We start from the raw sequence: 20,446 nt of genomic DNA on the forward strand, positions 1-20,446 counted from the left end.
GGTCACATCAGTTTCCGGGTGGCGCGGGGGAGGGGGCGGCGCCTGCTGGTCAGCACCTGGGTGTTGATGCCCTGCCAGCCGAGCTCGCCGAACAGCCGCATGTACTCGATCTTCGGGCAGCGGTTCATGATCACGCGCAGCCCGGCGGCCTCGGCCCGGGCGGCGGCCGCGTCGTTGCGCACGCCGAGCTGCATCCACACGACCTTGGCGCCGAGCGCGATCGCTTGGTCGGTGAGCGGCCCCGCCGCCTCGGAGTTGCGGAAGATGTCCACCATGTCGGGCGTGACCGGCAGCGCGGCGAGATCGGGATAGACGGTCTCGCCGAGGATGGTCTGCCCGGCCGCGCGGGGATTCACGGGAATGACCCGATAGCCCTTGGCCTGAAGGTACTTCATCGCGAAGAAGCTCGGCCGGTTCCAGTCGGGGCTGGCGCCGACCATGGCGATGACGCGCACCTCGCGCAGGATCGCGCGCAGGAGGTCGTCGCTGTAGTGGTCGTGATCGCTCATGGGGCTGCTTCTCGGGTCGGTCAGGCCGGACAGTGCCAGACGTCGGATGCGTGGCGGAGGGGGTGGGATTCGAACCCACGGAGCCTCGCGGCTCTCCGGTTTTCAAGACCGGCGCATTCGACCACTCTGCCACCCCTCCGGCCGCGGGAACCGCGTCGGGGCCCCGCCGTTAGGACTGATCGCATGATCCCCCGCCTGATGCGACCCCTCCTTGTCCCGATCCTCGCCGCGCTCGCCACGCCAGGCTTCGCGCAGCAGACACCGCCACCCGATCCCGCCGCCACGCTCAACCTGACGGTCGAGAACGACCTCTTCGGCGGCACCGACAAGTACTACACGAGCGGCTTTCAGCTCTCCTGGCGTTCGGCTTCGGCCAACCCGCCCCACTGGCTCGCCTGGCTGTCCGAGGTCGCGACCCCGTTCTTCCCGCCGGGCGGCACGCCGCGCTGGGGCCTCGCGCTGGGCCAGAACCTGTTCACCCCCGCCGACACCCGGGCGCGCAACCCCGATCCCAACGACCGTCCCTATGCCGGCTGGCTCTACGGCGCCTTCACGCTCACCTCGTACACGGAGCAGGCGCTCGGCACATTCGAGGTCCAGCTCGGCATGGTCGGGCCGTCCGCGCTCGGCGAGCAGGTGCAGAACAACGTCCACGACCTGATCAATGTCGATCGGGCGCTCGGCTGGCGCAGCCAGTTGAAGGACGAGCCCGGGATCAACGTGATCCTGACGCGGCAGTGGCGGCTCAACCAGCCGCTCGACCCGGCCGATCCGCGCGGCCTCGCGCTCGGGCTGGTGCCGAGCCTGACGGGCAGTCTCGGCAACGTGCAGACCTACGCCTCGGCCGGGCTGATGCTGCGCGTGGGGTCGAACCTGCAATCCGATTTCGGTCCGCCGCGCATCCGCCCCTCGCTCGCGGGCTCGGCGTTCTTCCAGCCGGACGGTCAGTGGGGCTGGTACGTGTTCGCCGGGGTCGAGGGCAGGGCGGTCGCGCGCGACATCTTTCTCGACGGCAACACCTGGCGCGACAGCCGCCGCGTGGACCGCATTCCGCTGGTCGGCGAGGGCACGGCAGGCGCGGTGCTGATCATGCCCTGGGCGCGGCTTTCCTACACGCATACGTTCCGCGGCCGCGAGTTCCGCGGCCAACCGAGCATGGCGCAATATGGTTCGGTGAGCCTGTCGTTCCGTTTCTGACTGTCACGGAACCGTGCTGGCGGGGGGGCTCCCGGGCGCTAGACTGGCGTCCTCGACCCGGAGGCCGCCATGCGCCTGACCCGCCGCCTGCTGCTCTCGACAGGTGCGGCCGCGCTCGCCGCACCCGCGCTCGTGCGCGCCCAGGCACCGTTGCGCCTGACCGTGCTGCACACCAACGACGTGCACAGCCGTCACGAGCCGATCAACCGTCTGGGTGCCGCCTGTCGTGCCGAGGAGCAGCAGGCGGGAAGCTGCTTCGGCGGCAGCGCCCGGCTCGCCGCCGCGCTGGTCGCGGAACGCGCCGCCGCCGGGGCCGAGGGGCGCATCGTGCTGACGCTGGATGCCGGCGACCAGTTCATGGGCAGCCTGTTCTACACGCACTGGCGCGGCGAGGCCGAACGGGAGGTGATGAACGCGATCGGCTACGACGCGATGACGGTCGGCAACCACGAGTTCGACAACGGCCCGCCGGTGCTGGCGCGGTTCGCCGCGTCGCTCGCCTGTCCGTTGCTGTCGGCGAACATCGACGCGACCGGCGAGCCGGCGCTCGCGCCGCTCATCCGTCCGTTCACCGTGATCGCGCGCGGCGGCGCGCGGATCGGCATCGTCGGGCTGACCACCGCCGATACGCCACGCATCTCCTCGCCGGGTCCGGGTGTGCGCTTCGGCGAGGAGGTGGCGGCCCTCGGCACAGGTGTGCAGGCGGCGCGGGCGGCCGGTGCGGAGGTCGTGATCGCGCTCACCCATGTCGGGCTCGGGCTCGACCAGCGGCTGGCCGCCGCGGTGCCGGGCCTCTCCGCCGTGGTCGGCGGGCACAGCCACACGCTGCTGTCGAACTCAGCCGACGGCGCGGAGGGGCGCTATCCGCTGCCCGTCCACGGCGCGTCCGGCTTCGCGGTGCCGGTCGTGCAGGCGGGCGCCAACAATCGCTATCTCGGCCGGCTCGATCTCGATCTGGACCGTTCCGGGCGCGTGCTCGCCGCCTCCGGTGATGCGCGCGAGCTCGGCTTCGCCGATCCGCACCATCCGGGCGTCGAGGCGCTGGTCGCGCGGCTGGCCGAGCCACTCGCCGCCTTGCGCGCGCGCGTGATCGGCACGCTCGAAGAGGGGGTGACGAACGCCGAGTGCCGGCGCGGCGAATGCGCGCTCGGCAACCTGGTCGCCGAGGCGATGCTGGAGGCCGGGCGCGCAGGCGGCGCAACGATCGCCTTGCAGAACGGTGGCGGATTGCGCGCGGGCCTGCCGTCCGGCCCCGTGACCTGGGGCGACGTGCTGGCGGTGCTGCCCTTCGCCAACACGCTCGCCACGCTGAGGCTCTCGGGCGCGGACATCCGGGCTGCGCTGGAGAACGGCCTCTCGGGCGTGGAGCAGGGCGCGGGGCGGTTCCCGCAGGTGGCGGGGCTGCGCTTCACCTGGCGGCCCGAGGCGCCGCCAGGGCAGCGGCTCGTGTCTGTCAGCGTGCGCACGGCCGAAGGCGGCTACGCGCCGCTCGACGACCAGCGCCTCTACACCGTCGTCACCAACAACTTCCTCCGCCGCGGTGGCGACAACTACGCGGTGCTGCGCGACCGGGCGATCGACCCTTATGACAGCGGGCCGAACCTGGAGGAGGTGTTCGAAGCCTGGCTCGCGCGGCGGAGCCCCGTGACGCCGGCGACCGATGGCCGGATCGCGCGCGCTCAGTAGCGGCGGAAGAGGGCCACCAGCCGTCCCTGCACCTTCACCCGGTCGGGGCCGAAGATGCGGGTCTCGTAGCGGGGATTGGCCGGCTCCAGCGCGATCGAGTTGCCGCGCCGGCGCAGCCGCTTCAGCGTCACCTCGGTGTCGTCGATCAGCGCGACCACGATCGCGCCGTTCTCCGCGGTATCGGCCCGGCGGATGATCGCGGTGTCGCCGTCGAGAATGCCCGCATCCACCATCGAGTCGCCCGCGACCTCCAGCGCGTAGTGCTCCGAGCCGCCGCCGAGCAGGGCGGAGGGGACGTCGATGGTCTCGCTCGAATCGCGCAGCGCCTCGATCGGCAGGCCGGCGGCGATCCGGCCGTAGAGCGGCAGCGAGACCGCCTGGGCCTCCGCCGCCTGGCGGGCGCCGGCGATCTGGGGGGCGAAGTTGCCGCGGATCACGTTGGGCGCGAAGGGCACCTGGGCGGCCTCGCGGGCGCGCATTCCGGTCTCGGGCAGGCGGATCACTTCGAGCGCGCGGGCGCGGTGGGCGCGGCGCTGGATGAACCCTCGCTCCTCCAGCGCGGTGATCAGCCGGTGGATGCCCGACTTCGACTTCAGCCCGAGCTCCTCCTTCATCTCCTCGAACGACGGCGAGAACCCGGTCTGGCGCAGGTGCCGGTCGATGAACATCAGGAGCTCGTGCTGCTTGCGGGTCAGCATGACCGGCGGTTCTCCTTCCCAGGCTGGTGGCCGGAACAAACCGGCAACCTGCCGGATGTTCTATGTCCGTGCTCCGCGTCGGGGCAAGCGGTTTCGCGCGCCTGGTCGGAATCCCCGGAACAGCGCCGACGCATTTCGGCCATCGCTCCGTCATTGCCCGGCGCCAATCCGGGGAATAGCCTGATGGCGTCGGAGTGACGGCCCCTTCGCCGGCGCCTCCGTGCACCGGCGAATCGGCTGATCGCCCCGTGCGTCACACCGAGGGAGCGTCATCATGCGTTTCAGGACCTCGTGCGGCCTGCGCCTGTCGGTGATCCTTCTGGCCGGCGGCGCGCTCGCCCTGGGCCCACTGCCGAAGCCCGATTCCGGTGATCTCGGGGCCTGGGCGCGCGGCGGCGGCAATGGCGGCGGCCAGGGTGGTGGCGGCGGTCATGGAGGTGGCGGCGGTCATGGAGGTGGCGGCGGCCACGGCGCCGGTCAGGCTGGCGGTCCCGGCGGCCATGGTGACCATGGCGGTGGTCGGGGCGGCGGTGATCACGGCGGTCGGGGCGGTGGCGCCCATGCCGGAGGCCCCGCAGGGCATGGCGGTCAGGCCAATGCCGGCGGCCGAGGCGGCGGTCGCGGTGGCGATCATGGCTTTGGCGGGCGCGGCGACCATTACGGCGGTCATGTTCACGGCGGGAGCCGCGGCGGCCACGCACACGGCCCGGGCGCGCATGGCCGGGGGCGCGGCGACGATGTCGGCCGCGGTTGGGGCCGGGATGACGATCGCGGCCGCGGCGGGCGCGACCATGCGCGTGGTCCCGATCGCGGGCACGATCACCACGGCCGCCCGGGTCCGGGGCATCGCGGCCCGGGGCCGCATCACGGGTCGCTGGCGAGCGCGCTCGGCGCGCTGAACGCGGCCCATGCCTCGCCGGTGGCGCGCGCGAACGCCGCGCCGCACTCGCAGGTCGGCCGGATCGCCGCCTACGAGCAGGCCATGCTCGCGGCACTCGCGATGCCGACCAGCACGCGCGCCGAGATCGCCGCGCGAAATGCGGCGATCGCCGCGGCCCGCTCGCAGCAGCTGAAGGACGCGGCCAACAAGCCGCTCAGTCCAGCGGTGGTGGCCCAGGTGGATTCGCTGCTCGGCCTGCCGCCGACCAATCCCGCGATCGGCGTGGTCGGGCGCGGCGACCATTGGGGGCACCAGCGCGGCGATCATGTCGATCATCGCGGCGACCACCGCTCCGGGCCCTGGGGCGGATAGCGCAGGAGAAGCGGCGGGGCGCTAACGCATCCGTTCGCGCAGGCGCGTGATCATCGCCGGCGCATAGGGCGCCGCCCCGGTGACACCCTCGCGCGCGGCGAACTGCCGCAGCGCCGCGCGCGTGTTCGGCCCATCGAGCCCATCGACGGGCCCGGGATCGAGGCCGAGCGTCACCAGGGCCGATTGGGCGAAGCGCACCAGCGGGCGATCGACCGCCGGCACGCCGCCGCGCGCGGCCTGGCGCTGGATCCGGGCGAGCGCGGCCTGGGCGTCCTCCGCCGGAACGCGGGCTTCCAGCGCCTCGCGGTAGCGCGTCGCCGCGGTCACGCCGCCGCGCTCGGCGAGCGTCAGGCGGGCGAGCGCCTCGGCCTCGTCGCGCGCGGTGCCGGCGCCGGCGATCTGCATCAGCGCGAGCGCGAACTGCGCCTCGGCGCTGCCGCGTTCGGCGGCGCGCTGGAACCAGACGGCCGCCCAGGCGGGCTCGCGCGGCACGCCGTCGCCCGCCTCGATCAGCCGCGCGAGCTGAAGCTGCGCCTCGACATGCCCCTGCCGTGCCGCGCGCTCGAGCCACGGCGCCGCCACGGCCGGATTGCGCGTGCCGTCCGGACGGTAGAGGTAGCTCGCCGCCAACAGCATCTGCGCGTCGGGATGGCCGAGGGTCGCCGCCTCCTCGATCAGCCGCGCCGCGCGGTCCGGGTCGGCCGTGCCGCCCGGCGGCGGATTCATCAACCGGATGCCTTCGCGATAGAGCGCCTCGGCCCGTGCGCGATCGCGCTCGGCCGGCGAGGGTTCGGATTCGCGCTCCGGCGGTGGTGCGAACTCGCGCTCGATCCAGGCGCAGCCGGGGGCGGCCAGGAGCAGCAGGGTGAGGACGACGCCGGGACGCATCGGCGGAACAATGCGCCGAGGCGCGGATGGTTGCCAGCGCGGCCCGGGCGCGAGGCTCAGATGTCGCGCCCGCCGAGGAGCAGCACCTCCACGGCCTCGCCCTCCGCCACCGCCGGCGCGTGCGGCGGGCGCAGGATCAGCGCCTCGGCGCGCGCGAGCCCGGCCATCAGCGAGCTGTCCTGCACCGGGAAGGGGGTCGCGACCAGCGTACCGTCCTCCTGCCGCGCGAGCGCGGCCCGCAGATGATCCGCGCGGTGGTCGTTCGCCTTCAGTGCCGCGCCGGCGATCGCGCGCACGGGACGCGGCGCCTCGCCCGGCAGCCCGGCGAGTTTCTCGATCGCGGGCACGAGGAACAGCAGCCCGCAGACCAGCGCCGAGACCGGGTTGCCCGGCAGGCCGAGCAGCGGCGTCGAACCGACCCGGCCGAACATGAACGGCTTGCCCGGCCGCATCGCGATCTTCCAGAACGCGAGCTCCAGCCCGGCGGGGGCGAGCGCGTCGCGCACCAGGTCATGCGCGCCGACCGAGGCCCCGCCCGAGGTGACGATCAGGTCGCAGCCGGTGGCGCCGCGCGCGGCCTCGGCGATGGTGTCGAGGTCGTCCGGCGCGATGCCGAGATCGATGGGCTCGCCGCCCGCGGCGCGCACCATCGCGGCGAGCGCGAGGCTGTTCGACGAGATCACGCCGCCCGCCGGCACCGGCTCGCCGGGGCGCGCGACCTCGTCGCCGGTGGAGAGGATCGCGACGCGCGGGCGGCGGTGCACCGCGAGCCAGGGCCGGTCGGCCGAGGCGGCGATGCCGATGTCGCGCGCGGTCAGGCGCCGGCCGGGGGCGAGCAGCGTGTCGCCGGCGGCGAAGTCGCCGGCGCGGCGGCGGATGTGCTGGCGGGGGCGCGGGGCGAAGCGGACCTCGACCGTGTCCTGCCCGAGATCGGTGTCCTCCTGGATGATCACCGCATCCGCGCCCACCGGGATCACGCTGCCGGTGAACAGCCGCACCGCCTCGCCCGGGCCGACCGTGCCGGCGAAAGGGTGGCCTGCCGGGGCACTGCCGATCACGCGGAGCCGCACCGGCACCGTGGCGCAGTCGGCGCCGCGCACGGCGTAGCCGTCCATCGCCGAGACATCGGCGAGCGGCTTGTCGTGCCGGGCGGTCACGGGCGCGGCGAGCACGCGACCCCACGCGTCCGCGATGTTGACCCACTCGGTCCCCACGGGCCTCAGCGCGGCGACGATCCGCGCGCGCGCCTCCTCGACCGACAGCATCACGCCGCCTCGTAGGTGCCGGACTTGCCGCCCGCCTTGTGGGTGAGCCGCACCGCCTCGATGCGCAGGCCGCGATCGATCGCCTTCACCATGTCGTAGAGCGTCAGCGCGGCGACCGAGACGGCGGTCAGCGCCTCCATCTCCACGCCGGTCTGGCCGGCGGTCTTCACGGTCGCCTCGATCTCGACCGCGTGCTCGGCCGCGTTCGGGGTCAGCGCGACCTTCACGGAGGTGAGCGGGAGGGGGTGGCAGAGCGGGATCAGCTCGGAGGTGCGCTTGGCCGCCATGATGCCGGCGAGCTGGGCGACCGCCAGCGCATCGCCCTTCTTGATCGCGCCGCCGGTGATCGCGGCGAGCGTCTCGGGTGCCATCACCACCCGGCCCTTCGCCGTGGCCGTGCGCTCGGTCGTGGCCTTGGCCGAGACATCGACCATCACCGCGTTGCCCTGGGCGTCGAAATGGGTGAGCCCGCTCATGCGAGAAGCGCCTTCGTCGCGGCCGCCACATCGTGCTCGCGCATCAGGCTCTCGCCGACCAGCAGCGCGCGCGCGCCGGCCGCCCGCATGCGCGCGACATCCGCGGGCGTGCGGATGCCGCTCTCCGCGACCAGGAACCGCTCGGGTCCGACCCGTGCGGCGAGCCGCTCGGTCGTCGCAAGATCGGTCTTCAAGGTCTTGAGATTGCGGTTGTTGATCCCGAGCAGGGGTGTGCGCAGCTTCAGCGCCCGGTCGAGCTCCGCCTCGTCATGCACCTCGACCAGCACGTCCATGCCGAGCGCCTCGGCCGCGGCCTCCAGCGCGGCGGCCTCCGCGTCCGATAGGCAGGCCATGATGAGCAGGATGCAGTCCGCCCCCATGGCGCGCGCCTCCAGCACCATCCACGGGTCGAGCATGAAGTCCTTGCGCAGCACCGGCAGATCGACCGCCGCGCGCGCCGCGACGAGGTATTCGGGCGCGCCCTGGAAGAACGGCGCGTCGGTCAGCACCGAGAGGCAGTCCGCTCCGCCGTCGCGATAGGCCCGCGCCAGGGCAGGGGGGTCGAAGTCGGGGCGGATCAGCCCGGCCGAGGGCGAGGCCTTCTTGATCTCGGCGATCAGCCCCATCCGCCCGGAGGCGGCGGCACGGCGCAGCGCGGCGAGGAAGCCGCGCGGCGGGGAGGCGGCCTCGGCCTCGCGCCGCAGCGCGGCCTCGGGGCGGGCGGCCTTGCGCACGGCCACGTCCTCGCGCGTGCGGGCGCAGATCCGCGCGAGCGCATCCGGCAAGGCGGTCATGCCCGGCCCTCGCTGCGGGTGATCGCGATCAGCGCGTCGAGCGCCGCGCGCGCCGCCCCGGAATCGATCGATTTCGCCGCCAGCGCCACGCCCTCCTTCAGGTCGCCCGCGCGGCCGGCGATGATCAGCGCCGCGGCCGCGTTCAGCAGCACGGCATCGCGATACGGCCCGGCGATCCCGCCCAGCACCGCGCGCAGCGCCTCGGCGTTCTCGGCCGCATCGCCGCCCTTCAGCGCCGCCGGCGAGGCAAGCTTGAGCCCGGCATCGGCCGGCTTCACCGTGAACTCGCGGACCCGCCCCTCGTGCCACTCCGCGACGTGGCTTTCGCCCGTCACGGTGAGTTCGTCCAGCCCGTCCGAGCCGTGCACCACCCAGGCGCGCTCGGCGCCGAGCCGGCCGAGCGTCTCGGCGAGCGGACGCAGCCATTTCCGGCCGAACACGCCGACCAGCTGGCGCTTCACCCGCGCGGGGTTGGCGAGCGGGCCGAGCACGTTGAAGATCGTGCGCACGCCGAGCTCCACGCGCGGCCCCGCGACATGGCGCATCGCCGCGTGGTGGCGCGGCGCCATCAGGAACGCGACGCGCACCTGCTTGAGCGCCTCCTCCAGCACCGGGAACGGCGCGTCGATCGTCACGCCGAGCGCGCCCAGCACATCCGCGCCGCCCGAGCGCGAGGAGATCGCGCGGTTGCCGTGCTTGGCGACCGCCACGCCGCACCCCGCCACCACGAAGGCGACGGTGGTGGAGATGTTCACCGTGCCCTGGGCATCGCCGCCCGTGCCGCAGACATCGATCGCGCCTGCCGGGGCAGCGATCGCGCTCATGCGCGCGCGCATCACCCGCGCCGCTCCGGTGATCTCGTCCACGGTCTCGCCGCGCACGCGCAAGGCCATCAGCAGGCCGGCGATCTGCGCCGGCGTCGCCTCGCCCGCCATCAGCGTGTCGAACGCGGCCTCGGCTTCGGCCTCGCTCAGCGCCTCGCCCTCGGCGAGCCGCGCGATCACCGGCTTCAGGGACGGCAGCGACCCATCGCTCATGCCGGCTCCGGCACGCGGTTCAGCTTGCGCGCGATCGCGAGGAAATTGCCGAGGATCCGGTGGCCGTGCTCGGAGGCGATGGACTCGGGGTGGAACTGCACGCCGAAGATCGGCAAGTCGCGATGCCGCATCCCCATGATGATCCCGGCCTCGTTCACCGCGGTGGTTTCCAGCGCGTCGGGCAGGGTGTCGCGATCGACGATCAGGCTGTGATAGCGCGTCGCACGGAACGGGGAGGGCACGGACTCGAAGATGTCGGTGCCGCCATGGCTGACGCTGTCCACCTTGCCGTGCCACGGCGCCGGAGCCCGCACGACCTTGCCGCCGAAGGCCTGGCCGATCGCCTGGTGGCCGAGGCAGACGCCGAACAGCGGCAGGCGCGCCTCGGCGGCGGCGGCGATCAGGTCGAGGCAGATCCCGGCCTTGTCCGGATCGCAGGGGCCGGGGCTCAGCACGATCGCGTCGGGCTGGCGGGCGAGCGCTTCGGCGACGCTGATCGCGTCGTTGCGCACCACCTCCGTCTCCGCCCCCAGATCGCCCAGGAAGTGGAAGAGATTGAAGGTGAAGCTGTCGTAGTTGTCGATGAGCAGCAGCATGGCGGGGCGGAGGATGGGCCGCGCACGCAAGGCGGGTCAACGGGGCCCGGGCCATCCCCCCTCCTTGATCCCCCCCGGGAGGATGCGAGAATGGCGGCATGGACACGACCCTGCCGCGCCTGACCCTGCCCCTCTCGGGGCTCTCCTGCGCCTCCTGCGCGAGCCGCGTGGAGCGCGCGGCCGCCGGCGTGCCGGGCGTCGCCCGCGCCACCGTGAACCTTGCCGCCGAGACGGCCGAGGTCGCCTACGACCCGGGCCAGACCGATGCCGCGCACATCGCCGCGGCGATCGCTGCTGCGGGCTACGGCGTGCCCGAGGAGCGGGTCGTGCTGCGCATCGGCGGCATGTCCTGCACCTCGTGCCAGGGCCGGGTCGAGCGCGCGCTTGCGGCCGTGCCGGGCGTGCTCGGCGTGGCGGTGAACCTCGCGACGAACAGCGCCGAGGTGCGGGTCGCGCGCGGTGCGGCGGATGCCGACACGCTGATCGCTGCCGTGGTGGCCGCCGGCTACAGCGCCTCGGCGGAAGGCGCGCCCGCGGCGGAACGGTTCGATACCGGCACGGCGGTGCTGATCCTCTGCGCGGTGTTGACCGCGCCGTTCCTGGTGGACATGGCGTTCCATCTCGCCGGCCATCACCTGCTGCCGGCCTGGCTGCAACTGCTGCTCGCGACACCGGTGCAGGCGATCGGCGGAGCCCGCTTCTACCGTGCGGCCTGGGCGGGCCTGCGTGCGCGTGCCGGCAACATGGATCAGCTCGTCGCGCTTGGCACCAGTTCGGCCTTCGCGCTCTCTGTCTGGCATCTCATTGCTGGCGGCCCGCTCTATTTCGAGGCCGCAGCGGTGATCATCACGCTCGTGCATCTCGGCAAGTGGCTGGAGGCGCGCGCGAAACGCGGCACATCCGAGGCGATCGAGGCGCTGCGCCGGCTGCGCCCCGAGACGGCGGCACGGATCGCCCCGGACGGCACCGAGCAGCGCGTTCCCGCCGCGCTGCTGCGGCCCGGCGATCGGGTGCGCGTGCGCCCCGGCGAGTCCTTCCCGGCCGACGGCGTGGTCGAGCAGGGCGAGACCGAAGCCGACGAGGCGATGATCACCGGCGAGAGCCGTCCCGTGGCGAAGTCGCTTGGCGACCCGGTGACCGCCGGCGCCGTCAACGGCGCGGGGCTGGTCACGGTGCGCGTCACTGCCGCCGGCGAGGGCACGGTGCTCGCGCGCATCATGCGGCTCGTGCAGTCGGCCCAGGCTACGAAGGCGCCGGTGCAGGCGCTGGTCGATCGCGTCTCGGCCGTGTTCGTCCCCGTGGTGCTGGCGATCGCGCTCGTCACGCTGGTAGCCTGGCTGATCGCCGGCGCCGGGCACGAGACCGCGATCGTCAACGCCGTTTCGGTGCTGGTGATCGCGTGCCCCTGCGCGCTCGGCCTCGCGACCCCGGCGGCGCTGGTCGCCGGCACGGGGGCCGCCGCGCGGCGCGGCGTGCTGATCCGCGACGCGGCCTCGCTGGAACGCGCGCGCGGCCTCGACACGGTGGTGTTCGACAAGACCGGCACGCTGACCGAGGGTCGGCACGCCGTGATCGCCGTGGCGGGCGATCCCGACACGCTGCGCCTCGCGGCTGCCCTGCAGCAGGGCAGCGAGCATCCGCTGGCGCACGGCGTGTTGCGGGCGGCGGAGGAGCGGGGACTCGCCCTGCCGGCGGTCGAGGGATTCCGCGCCGTGCCGGGCAGGGGGGTATCGGGCAGCGTCGAGGGCCGCACGCTCGCGCTCGGCAACCGGCGCATGATGGCGGAGGCGGGCGCCGATCCCGCACCTTTCGCGGCCTTCGCCGCCGAGCACGAGGCGCGGGGCGCGACCGCGGTGTATCTCGCCGAAGGGCCGCGCGTGCTCGGCGCGCTCGCGCTCGCCGACACGCTGCGGCCGGGTGCTGCCGAGGCGGTGGCCGAGACGCGCGCGCTCGGGCTGCTGCCGGTGCTGCTCACCGGCGATGCCGAGGCGCCGGCGCGCACGGTCGCCGCCGCGGTGGGGATCGACCGGGTCGAGGCCGAGGTGAGCCCCGAGCACAAGGCCGATCGCGTGCTCGCGCTGAAGGCTGAGGGTCGCAGGGTCGCAATGGTGGGCGACGGGGTGAACGACGCCCCCGCGCTGGCCGCGGCCGATCTCGGCATCGCCGTCGGCGGCGGCACGGACGCGGCGCTCAAGACCGCCGGGATCGCGCTGATGCGGCCCGACCCGCTGCTGGTGCCCGAGGCGATCCGGATCGCGCGCGCCACGCTGCGCAAGATCCGCGAGAACCTGGCCTTCGCCTTCGCCTACAACACCGCCGCGATCCCGCTCGCGGCCTTGGGCTTCCTCTCGCCCGTGATCGCGGGTGCGGCCATGGCGGCCTCCTCCGTTTCGGTGGTCACGAACGCGCTGCTGCTTCGCCGCCTCGGACGCGCTAAACGGAGGGCATGAGGAAGGCGAAGCCGCGCCGCACCGCACCGCGTCGATCCCGGCGTCCGGGCCGGATCGCGCGCATCGCCGCTGCGCTCGGGCACGGCGGACGGCGGCTCGTCCTCCTGCTGCTGCTCGGCGCAGCGCTCGCCTATCCCGGCGCCTTCCTCGCCGACGCGCTGCTGGGCGCGATCTTCGCCGCCGTGCCCTGACAGGGGCTGCGCGTCCGCGCGGGCTCTGCCAGGATCGGCGACGGACAGCGAGGGAGGTGGAGATGGCAACCAGGACGAGCCGGCGCGCCGCGAAGGACGAGGGCGATCCCGTCGGCGCCTTCATGCCGGGGCCGCGCGTGACGATCGCGGGGGCGGCGTCCGGGCCGCTCGCCGGCCTGACCTTCGGGCTCAAGGACCTGTTCGACGTCGCCGGCCACGTCTCCACCTTCGGCAACCCCGACTGGGCACGCACCCATCCGCCCGCCTCGATCACCGCGCCCTGCGTCACCATGCTGGTCGAGGCGGGGGCCTCGATGGTCGGCAAGACCAAGACGGTGGAGCTCGCCGCCGGGCTGACCGGCGAGAATCTCTGGTACGGCACGCCGACCAACCCGGTCTGTCCCGACCGCTATCCCGGCGGCTCCTCCTGCGGCTCGGCCGCGGGGCTGGCGGCCGGGCTGTTCGACTTCGCGCTCGGCTCCGACACCGCCGGCTCCGTGCGCATCCCGGCGAGCTATTGCGGCGTGTTCGGCATCCGCCCGAGCTGGGGCGCGGTGAACCCCTGCGGCGTGCTGCCGCTCGGCCCCTCCTTCGACACGGTCGGCTGGTTCGCGCGCGACGCGGGCGTGCTGCGCCGCGTCGGCGAGGTGCTGCTGCCGCCCGGCGGCGAAGGCGCGCTCGGGCCCCTGCTCAAGGTCGAGGAGGCGTGGATGAACGCTGCCCCCGCCGTGGCCAACGCGCTCACGCCTGCCCTCGAACGGCTGGAGGCGCGGTTCGGCCGCGCCGCGCAGGTGGAGGTCGCGGTCGAGGGGCTGCACACCTTCTTCGATGCGTTCCGGGCCTGCAACAACGAGGAGAACCTCTCCGCGCTCGGTCCGTGGGTCTACGGCGTGAAGCCGAAGCTCTCGCCCACGGTGCAGGGGCGGTTCGACACCGCGCCGCACCAGCCGCCCGCGAAGACCGCCTGGGGCCGGCATGTGCGCGCGGTCGCCGGCGCGCGCATCCGCGCCCTGCTCGGCGGCGGCGGGGTGCTGGTGTTCCCCACCTCGCCCGTGCCCGCGCCGCTGCTCTCCTCCTCGACCGAGGAGATCATGGCCGTGCGCGAGCAGACGATCGGCGTCACCTCGATCAGCGGGTTCTCGGGCGCGCCCGAGGTGACGCTGCCGGTCGCGCGGGTGGACGGCGCCCCGGTCGGGCTCAGCCTGCTCGCCGCACCGGGGCGGGACCGCGCCCTGCTCGCCTTCGCTCAGGCGGCCGCCGAGACGCTCGGCATCGGCGAGCCCGCCTGAGACGGCGTAACCGTTGCATCTCGTTATCAAATCGTGTAGGGTTCGACATCTCGGCCGGGAGGGAGAGACGATGCGGATAGGGGCCACGCTCCGCGGGGTGCTTGCGGCATCGCTCCTCGCGCTCGCCGCCTGCACCGATCTCTCGGCCGTGCGCGACTTCTCGCGCCTCGCCGCCGGCACGGCGGACTATCGCGGCCTGGTCGAGCGCTACGCAACTTATGGCGACCGGCTCGCCTTCTACCGCGAGCGCCCTGTCGAGGTGGGCAACCGCGCGGAGCTGCGCGAGGGGCTGATCGCCCTGCACACGGCGCTGACCGGCTACATGGCCGCGCTCGGCGATCTCGCCGACGATGCCACGGTCTCGGTCTCGACCGCGCCGCTCGCCGAGGCCGCGCAGAAGGCGGGGCTGTTCGATGCGGCGATGCGACCGCGCGTGCAGGCGCTCGGCGACATCGTCGCGCGCGCCGTGACCGCGCGCTGGCGCCAGCACGAACTCGGCCGCATGATCGAGGCCGGCAACGCGCCGGTGCAGGACATCACCGCGCGGCTGATCCGCTTCGCCGAGGGGCTCGCCGCCGAGGATGCCGAGGAACGCCAGATCGCGGCGTTCACCTACGATCTGACGATCCGCCGCGCCTCCGATCCGGCGGGAATCAGGGCGCTGCGGGAGTGGCGCATGCAGCGACTGGCCGAGATCGATGCGCGCGCGGCCGCGCGCGACGGCTTCATCGCCGCGATGCGCCGGATCGGCGAGGGGCATCAGACGCTCCACGACAACCGCGACCGGCTCTCGGCCGAGGAGACGCTGCGCCAGATCCGCGCGGTGAACAGCCAGCTCCGCACCATCGGCCGCCTGCTCAGGACCGCGGTGCTCTAGGGGAGGGGTGCGATGCCCGAGGTGACCGACGGCTTCGACGTCGCCCGCGAGATGGGCGAGGCGGCCAAGGCGGTGATGGACCGGCTGATGGCCGATTACGAGACGCTGACCAAGGACGAGGTGCGCGAGCTCGAGGACCTCGCCTGGGACCTGCAGAGCCAGGCCGCGCGCATCCGCACCCTCGCGGTCGGCGCGCTGCTCGCCGAGGCCGAGACGAGCATCGAGGCGATCAACCGCGAAACGAGGCGGGCGCGCAAGGCGATCAAGGATATCGGCAAGGTGCGCCAGGCGATCGCGATCGGCGCCGCGCTGCTGACCGTCGCCTCGGCGATCGCGACCAGGAACGCGGCGGGGCTGAAGCCCGCCGTCAACACGCTGAAGGACGTGCTGAAGGAGCCGGCGAAGGATCTCGGCAAGGCGGTCGTGAAGAAGGTGAAGGGGTAGGGCGGATCCCGATCGGGGGAACGACCCTGATCAGGCGAAGAGGCGCGCGGGGAAACCTCTACCGCCCCGCACCTGCGGCGAAGCGCACCGCCTCCTCGGCCGCGCGGATGAGTGCGCGCGCCTTGTGCACCGTCTCCTGGTACTCGGTCTCGGGGTCGCTGTCCGCGACCACGCCGGCACCCGCCTGCACGTACATCGTGCCGTCCTTCACCACGGCCGTGCGCAGCGCGATGCAGGTGTCCATGTCGCCGCCGGCGGCGAAGTAGCCGATGCAGCCGCCATAGATTCCACGCCGCTCGGGCTCCAGTTCCTCGATGATCTCCATCGCCCGGACCTTCGGCGCGCCCGAGAGCGTGCCGGCCGGGAATCCCGCCATCAGCGCATCCACCGCATCGAGCCCCGGCCGCAGTCGCCCCTCGACATGCGAGGAGATGTGCATGACGTGGCTGTAGCGTTCGATCGTGAACTGCTCCTTCACCCGCACCGTGCCGATCGCGGCGACCCGGCCGACATCGTTGCGACCGAGATCGAGCAGCATCAGATGCTCGGCGCGCTCCTTCGGATCGTTCAGCAGGTCCTGTTCGAGGCGGAGATCCTCCTCGTGCGTCGCGCCGCGCGGGCGGGTGCCGGCGAGCGGGCGGATCGTGACCGTGCCCTCGCGCAGCCGCACCATGATCTCGGGCGAGGAGCCGACGATCGCGAAGCCGCCGAAATCGAGGAAGAACAGGAACGGCGAGGGGTTGAGCCGGCGCAGAGAGCGATAGAGCGCGAAGGGCGGCAGGGCGAAGGGCACGGCGAAGCGCTGGCTGGGCACGATCTGGAACGCATCGCCCGCGTGGATGTACTCGACCGCCTTGGCGACCGCCGCCTTGTACTGCTCCTTGGTCATGTTGCTGCGCACGGCGCCGAGATCGGGCGGCGAGGCGGGCGCGGCCGGTGGCGGGGGCAGCGGCCGCGCCATCGCGGCGGCGGCCGCGGCGAGGCGGGCTTCGGCGGCGGCGCGCGCGGTCTCGGCGTCGATCCCCGGCTGCGGCCGCACGGTGGTGGCGAAGGTCAGCGTGTCGGCCACCGTGTCGAACACCGCGACGATCGTCGGGCGCATCAGGATGCCGTCGGGCAGGCCGAGCGGATCGGGATTGGTCTCCGGGATGCGCTCGATCCGGCGGACGAAGTCGTAGGCCAGATAGCCCACCACGCCCGCGCTCATCGGCGGCAGGCCCGTCGGCACCTCGACGCGGCTCTCGGCGAGCAGCCGGCGCAGCGAGGCGAGCGCGCCGTCCGGCTCCTCGCGCCAGCCGTTCGGATCGGTCAGCGCGAAGCGGTTCACCTCGGCCCGATCGCCGCGCGCGCGCCAGACGAGATCCGGGTCGAGCATGATGATGGAGTAGCGCCCGCGCGCCGCCCCGCCCTCGACGCTCTCCAGCAGCACCGAGTTCGGCCTTCCGGCGGCGAGCTTCAGGAACGCCGAGACCGGCGTCTCCAGGTCCGAGACCGTGGTGGTCCAGAGCAGTTGCGGGATGCCGGACTCGTAGCGGGCCCGGAACATCGCCGCATCCGGCAGTTTCGGGCTCATGGGCTGTCGCCCGCGATCAGGCGGGTGGCCCCGGGCACGATGCGGACATCGGCGCGATCGCGCAGCGCCTGCACGAACTGCGCCTCGAGATCGCCCGCCAGCGCCTCGGCGAGTTCCTGCTGGCGCGCCGCGATCGCCGGGCCCTCGGCCGCGCCCGGAATGATCTCCGCGACGGCCGCCACCACGAAGCCCGAGCCGGTCTCGATCATCGTCGCCTCGCCGCGCTTGAGCGCGAACAGCGCGGCGGCGAGTTGCGGCGGGAAGGTGCCGCCGCGCACATCGCGCGTGAACGGCTCGGTGCGGCGGGGCGACCAGCCGGCCGCGCGCGCCACCTCGTCGAGCGGACGGCCCACGCGCGTCTCGGCGATCAGCGCCGCGGCCTGCTCCTCGATCGCGCGGCGCCGCTCGGCGCGTTCCCAGGCCGCGCGCACCTCGCGCTCCACCTCGGCCAGCGGACGCAGCGCCGGCGGGGTCACGGACCCGACATGCACGGCGTAGAACACCCCGCCACGCGTCTCGCTGAGCCGGGTGGTCTCGCCGATCCGGGACTCGAACACGGCCGAGATGATCTCCCCGGCCTCCGGGCCGAGCTCGATCCGGTTGCCGTCGGGGTCGCGGCCTTCGGCATCCATCGTCGCCTGGATGAGCCTGAACTCGTGCCGCCGCGCGACCTCCGTCAGCGGGATGCCCTCGGCGATGCTGTCCTCGATCCGGTTCGCGCGCGCATAGATCAGGTCGGCTGCGCGTTCGAGGGCGACGATCCGCGCGAGCTCGTCCTTCACCGCCTCGAAGCCCTGCTCGCGCCCTGGCTCGATCGCGGCGACGTGCAGCACGTGCCAGCCGAACGGGCTCTGCACCGGATCGGTGACGGCGCCGGCGGATGCGGCGAAGGCCGGATCGGCGAGCTCGGGCAGCGGCAGGCCGGAGCGGTCGATCAGGCCGAGCTCGATCGCGCTGCCGCCGGCCGCCTGGGCCTGGGCCGCGATCGCGGCGAAGTCCGCGCCGGCGCGCCAGGCCTCGGCGATCGCGCGCGCGGCCTCGCGGTCGGGCACCACCGCCTGGGCGATGCGCCGGCGCTCGGGGGTGGCGAACTCGGCGCGCCGCTCCTCGAAGGCCTCGCGCAGCTCGCGGTCCGAGAGGCGGATCTCGCGCGCGACATCCTCGGGCGAGAGCAGGACGAGGTCGAACTGGCGGAACTCGGGCGCGGAGAACAGATCGGCATTGTTCTCGTGGAAGCGCGCGAGCTGCGCCTCGGTCGGCTCGGGCGGGGCGGGGGCGGCCATCAGGGGCAGCTCGACGAGATCGGCCACGCGCTGTTCGGCGTGGAAGGCTTGCACCGCGCGCGCGAGCGTCTGCGGTGCCGCCGCCCCCGCGCGCACCGAGCCCACGAGCTGCTGGCGCGCGAGATCGCTGCGCAGCAGATCGAGGAAGCGCCCTTCGGTCAGCCCGTTGTTGCGCAGGAACGAGTCGAACTGCAGCCGCGAGAACCGCCCGTCCGGCCCCTGGAACCCGGGTGCTGAGAGGATGGTCGCGCGCAAGGCGTCGTCGGTGACCACGACGCCGCGCTGGGCGGCCTCGGCGCTGATCGCGCGCAGCGCGACCAGCCGGGCGACCGTGGCTTCCGCGATCGCGCGGCGCACCTCCTCGGTCGGCTCGAACTGGCCGCCGAAGCTGCGCCGGAGCTGCGAAATCTCGCGCTGGTACGCATCCGTCGCCTCGGCGAGCGACACCTTCTCGCCCGCCACCGTGGCGACCGACCGGTCGGCGCCGCCCCCGCGCACGAAATCCTCGATGCCCCAGACCGCGAAGGCGACGATCAGCAGCAGGAACAGACCCTTGGCGATCCAGTGGTTCAGCGAATTGCGGATGGCGGTCAGCATCGGGCGCGGCGGCTCCGTGGGCGCTCTCGAACGGGCGCGGACCCTAGAGCAGCCGGCCGGCCCCGGCAACGCACGGGCTTGCGCGGGGTCGCGCGGCCGTGGGAGAGGCGGGGGCGAGGAGGACCGCCATGCCGAGACAGTTGATCGCCGGGAACTGGAAGATGAACGGGCTGAGCGTGCCCGGCGCGCGGCTCGCCGGCGCGATCCGCGAGGCCGTCTCGGCCGCGCCGCCGCCCTGCGACCTGCTGATCTGCCCGCCTTTCACCCTGGTCGGCACTCTCGCGCACGTGATGCTGGGCTCGGGCGTGGCAGTGGGCGCGCAGGACTGCCACGCCAAGGTGGCTGGGCCGCATACCGGCGACGTGTCGGCGGCGATGCTGAAGGACGCGGGTGCGACCGCGGTGATCCTCGGCCACTCCGAGCGCCGCACCGACCACGGCGAGACCGACGCCGAGGTGCGCGCCAAGGCCGCGGCCGCGCTGGCGGCGGGTCTCGTGCCGATCGTCTGCGTCGGCGAGACCTGGCCCGAGCGCGAGGCCGGGCGGCAGGAGGCGGTGGTGGCGGCGCAGCTCGCGGGGTCGCTGCCGGACGGGTTCGCCGGCACGGGCGTGGTGGCCTATGAGCCGGTCTGGGCGATCGGCACCGGGCGCACCCCGACCGAGGCCGACATCGCCGCCATGCACGCGATGATCCGCCGCGTGTTGGGCGAGCGGTTCGGCGCGGCCGGCGGGCGCGTGCTGATCCTCTACGGCGGCAGCGTGAAGCCCGCGAACGCGGCGGCGATCCTGGCGCTGCCGGAGGTGGGGGGGGCGCTGGTGGGGGGGGCCAGCCTGGTGGCGGAGGATTTCCTGGCGATCGCCGCCGCGGCTCAGGTGTGAGCCCGCTGGGGGTGGCGCCCGCCAGCCCGAGCCGCTACAACCCCGCCGATCGCGCGGGGCCCCCCGCCCGACCCGAGGAACCCATGAGCTCAGTCCTTCTCATCATCCACCTGCTGGTGACGCTGTCGCTGATCGTCGTCGTGCTGGTCCAGCGCAGCGAGGGCGGCGGCCTCGGCATCGGCTCCTCGGGCGGCATGGGCGGCTTCATGACCGGGCGCGGCACGGCGAACCTGCTGACCCGCACCACCGCGATCCTCGGCACATTGTTCTTCGTGCTCAGCCTGGCGCTGGCGCTGATCAACCAGGGCACCCGCCAGCCGCGGTCCCTGCTCGATTCGCCGGCCCCGACCGCGCCGGCGCCGGCGCTGCCGTCGCTGCCCGCCGTCCCGACCAACTGAAAATCCGGCCATTTGGCTGACCTGCGCCCGCCCCGGTTGTGGCGGGGCACCGAACGCGCGTATCAGGG

General features: G+C 73.7%; 21 protein-coding genes and 1 tRNA gene. 10 read left to right on the forward strand and 12 right to left on the reverse strand.

Annotation, left to right across the window (positions count from 1 at the left end):
• Window positions 1-2 precede the first annotated feature (2 nt).
• Window positions 3-509 carry a CoA-binding protein gene (locus F563_RS0102375; protein WP_019013042.1) on the reverse strand — a complete coding sequence of 169 codons (507 nt, stop codon included), beginning with the start codon at window positions 507-509 and terminating at the stop codon, window positions 3-5.
• A gap of 51 nt (window positions 510-560) precedes the next feature.
• Window positions 561-648, reverse strand: a tRNA-Ser gene (locus F563_RS0102380).
• 59 nt (window positions 649-707) lie between these two features.
• On the opposite strand from F563_RS0102380, the gene F563_RS0102385 reads away from it, so the two are divergent.
• Together F563_RS0102385 and F563_RS0102390 are read left to right on the forward strand one after the other, a co-directional pair.
• Window positions 708-1,706: a lipid A deacylase LpxR family protein gene (locus F563_RS0102385; RefSeq protein WP_162140558.1), complete on the forward strand. Its 999-nt coding sequence runs from the start codon at window positions 708-710 to the stop codon at window positions 1,704-1,706.
• Window positions 1,707-1,775: 69 nt separating this feature from the next.
• Window positions 1,776-3,392: a bifunctional metallophosphatase/5'-nucleotidase gene (locus tag F563_RS0102390; RefSeq protein ID WP_019013044.1), complete on the forward strand. Its 1,617-nt coding sequence runs from the start codon at window positions 1,776-1,778 to the stop codon at window positions 3,390-3,392.
• Here F563_RS0102390 and lexA read toward each other — a convergent pair.
• Together lexA and F563_RS24655 are read right to left on the reverse strand one after the other, a co-directional pair.
• Window positions 3,386-4,090, reverse strand: coding sequence for a transcriptional repressor LexA (gene lexA / locus F563_RS0102395; RefSeq protein ID WP_019013045.1), 705 nt, complete (start codon window positions 4,088-4,090; stop codon window positions 3,386-3,388). The genes F563_RS0102390 and lexA overlap by 7 nt on opposite strands.
• 253 nt (window positions 4,091-4,343) lie before the next feature.
• Window positions 4,344-4,916, reverse strand: a complete 573-nt coding sequence (locus F563_RS24655; protein WP_156825033.1) for a hypothetical protein — start codon at window positions 4,914-4,916, stop codon at window positions 4,344-4,346.
• Between the two features lie 93 nt (window positions 4,917-5,009).
• Here F563_RS24655 and F563_RS0102405 point away from each other — a divergent pair, with 93 nt between their 5' ends.
• On the forward strand, window positions 5,010-5,342 hold the full coding sequence (locus F563_RS0102405; RefSeq protein ID WP_019013047.1) for a hypothetical protein: 333 nt from the start codon (window positions 5,010-5,012) through the stop codon (window positions 5,340-5,342).
• A 21-nt stretch (window positions 5,343-5,363) separates the two neighbouring features.
• Here the strand turns inward: F563_RS0102405 and F563_RS23700 are convergent, their stop codons facing one another.
• The 6 genes from F563_RS23700 to F563_RS0102435 are packed head-to-tail and all read right to left on the reverse strand — an operon-like array spanning window position 5,364 to window position 10,398.
• Window positions 5,364-6,230 (reverse strand): tetratricopeptide repeat protein, encoded by an 867-nt coding sequence (locus F563_RS23700; RefSeq protein ID WP_019013048.1) that lies wholly within the window; start codon window positions 6,228-6,230, stop codon window positions 5,364-5,366.
• A 56-nt stretch (window positions 6,231-6,286) separates the two neighbouring features.
• Entirely contained in the window at window positions 6,287-7,495 is a 1,209-nt protein-coding gene (locus F563_RS0102415) for a molybdopterin molybdotransferase MoeA (protein ID WP_019013049.1), read from the reverse strand.
• Window positions 7,495-7,971, reverse strand: coding sequence for a cyclic pyranopterin monophosphate synthase MoaC (gene moaC / locus F563_RS0102420; protein ID WP_019013050.1), 477 nt, complete (start codon window positions 7,969-7,971; stop codon window positions 7,495-7,497). Before moaC ends, F563_RS0102415 begins: the two co-directional genes overlap by 1 nt.
• Window positions 7,968-8,765, reverse strand: coding sequence for an indole-3-glycerol phosphate synthase TrpC (gene trpC, locus F563_RS0102425; protein WP_019013051.1), 798 nt, complete (start codon window positions 8,763-8,765; stop codon window positions 7,968-7,970). Before trpC ends, moaC begins: the two co-directional genes overlap by 4 nt.
• Entirely contained in the window at window positions 8,762-9,802 is a 1,041-nt protein-coding gene (trpD, locus tag F563_RS0102430; RefSeq protein ID WP_019013052.1) for an anthranilate phosphoribosyltransferase, read from the reverse strand. The genes trpC and trpD overlap by 4 nt, the downstream gene beginning before the upstream one ends.
• Window positions 9,799-10,398 (reverse strand): anthranilate synthase component II, encoded by a 600-nt coding sequence (locus tag F563_RS0102435; protein WP_026299265.1) that lies wholly within the window; start codon window positions 10,396-10,398, stop codon window positions 9,799-9,801. The genes trpD and F563_RS0102435 overlap by 4 nt, the downstream gene beginning before the upstream one ends.
• Window positions 10,399-10,496: 98 nt before the next feature.
• Here F563_RS0102435 and F563_RS0102440 point away from each other — a divergent pair, with 98 nt between their 5' ends.
• The 5 genes from F563_RS0102440 (at window position 10,497) to F563_RS0102460 (ending at window position 15,649) form a co-directional block, all read left to right on the forward strand.
• On the forward strand, window positions 10,497-12,848 hold the full coding sequence (locus F563_RS0102440; protein ID WP_019013054.1) for a heavy metal translocating P-type ATPase: 2,352 nt from the start codon (window positions 10,497-10,499) through the stop codon (window positions 12,846-12,848).
• Complete coding sequence (locus F563_RS0102445; RefSeq protein ID WP_019013055.1) at window positions 12,845-13,039, forward strand: hypothetical protein; 195 nt, start codon at window positions 12,845-12,847, stop codon at window positions 13,037-13,039. Before F563_RS0102440 ends, F563_RS0102445 begins: the two co-directional genes overlap by 4 nt.
• A 62-nt stretch (window positions 13,040-13,101) precedes the next feature.
• Complete coding sequence (locus tag F563_RS0102450; RefSeq protein ID WP_019013056.1) at window positions 13,102-14,328, forward strand: amidase; 1,227 nt, start codon at window positions 13,102-13,104, stop codon at window positions 14,326-14,328.
• A 70-nt stretch (window positions 14,329-14,398) separates the two neighbouring features.
• Window positions 14,399-15,205, forward strand: coding sequence for a hypothetical protein (locus tag F563_RS0102455; protein WP_156825034.1), 807 nt, complete (start codon window positions 14,399-14,401; stop codon window positions 15,203-15,205).
• A 12-nt stretch (window positions 15,206-15,217) separates the two neighbouring features.
• A complete protein-coding gene (locus F563_RS0102460) occupies window positions 15,218-15,649 on the forward strand; it encodes a hypothetical protein (RefSeq protein ID WP_019013058.1) in 432 nt (143 codons plus the stop codon).
• A gap of 58 nt (window positions 15,650-15,707) precedes the next feature.
• On the opposite strand, the gene trpE is transcribed toward F563_RS0102460, so the two are convergent.
• Together trpE and F563_RS21300 are read right to left on the reverse strand one after the other, a co-directional pair.
• A complete protein-coding gene (trpE, locus tag F563_RS0102465) occupies window positions 15,708-17,222 on the reverse strand; it encodes an anthranilate synthase component I (RefSeq protein ID WP_026299267.1) in 1,515 nt (504 codons plus the stop codon).
• Window positions 17,219-19,102 carry a peptidylprolyl isomerase gene (locus F563_RS21300; RefSeq protein WP_019013060.1) on the reverse strand — a complete coding sequence of 628 codons (1,884 nt, stop codon included), beginning with the start codon at window positions 19,100-19,102 and terminating at the stop codon, window positions 17,219-17,221. Before F563_RS21300 ends, trpE begins: the two co-directional genes overlap by 4 nt.
• Before the next feature lie 128 nt (window positions 19,103-19,230).
• On the opposite strand from F563_RS21300, the gene tpiA reads away from it, so the two are divergent.
• Entirely contained in the window at window positions 19,231-19,980 is a 750-nt protein-coding gene (gene tpiA, locus F563_RS0102475; protein ID WP_019013061.1) for a triose-phosphate isomerase, read from the forward strand.
• A gap of 83 nt (window positions 19,981-20,063) precedes the next feature.
• Window positions 20,064-20,378, forward strand: coding sequence for a preprotein translocase subunit SecG (gene secG, locus F563_RS0102480; protein ID WP_019013062.1), 315 nt, complete (start codon window positions 20,064-20,066; stop codon window positions 20,376-20,378).
• Window positions 20,379-20,446: the final 68 nt, after the last annotated feature.

It is taken from the genome of Elioraea tepidiphila DSM 17972, assembly GCF_000378465.1.
Classification (GTDB): Bacteria; Pseudomonadota; Alphaproteobacteria; order Acetobacterales; family Acetobacteraceae; genus Elioraea; species Elioraea tepidiphila.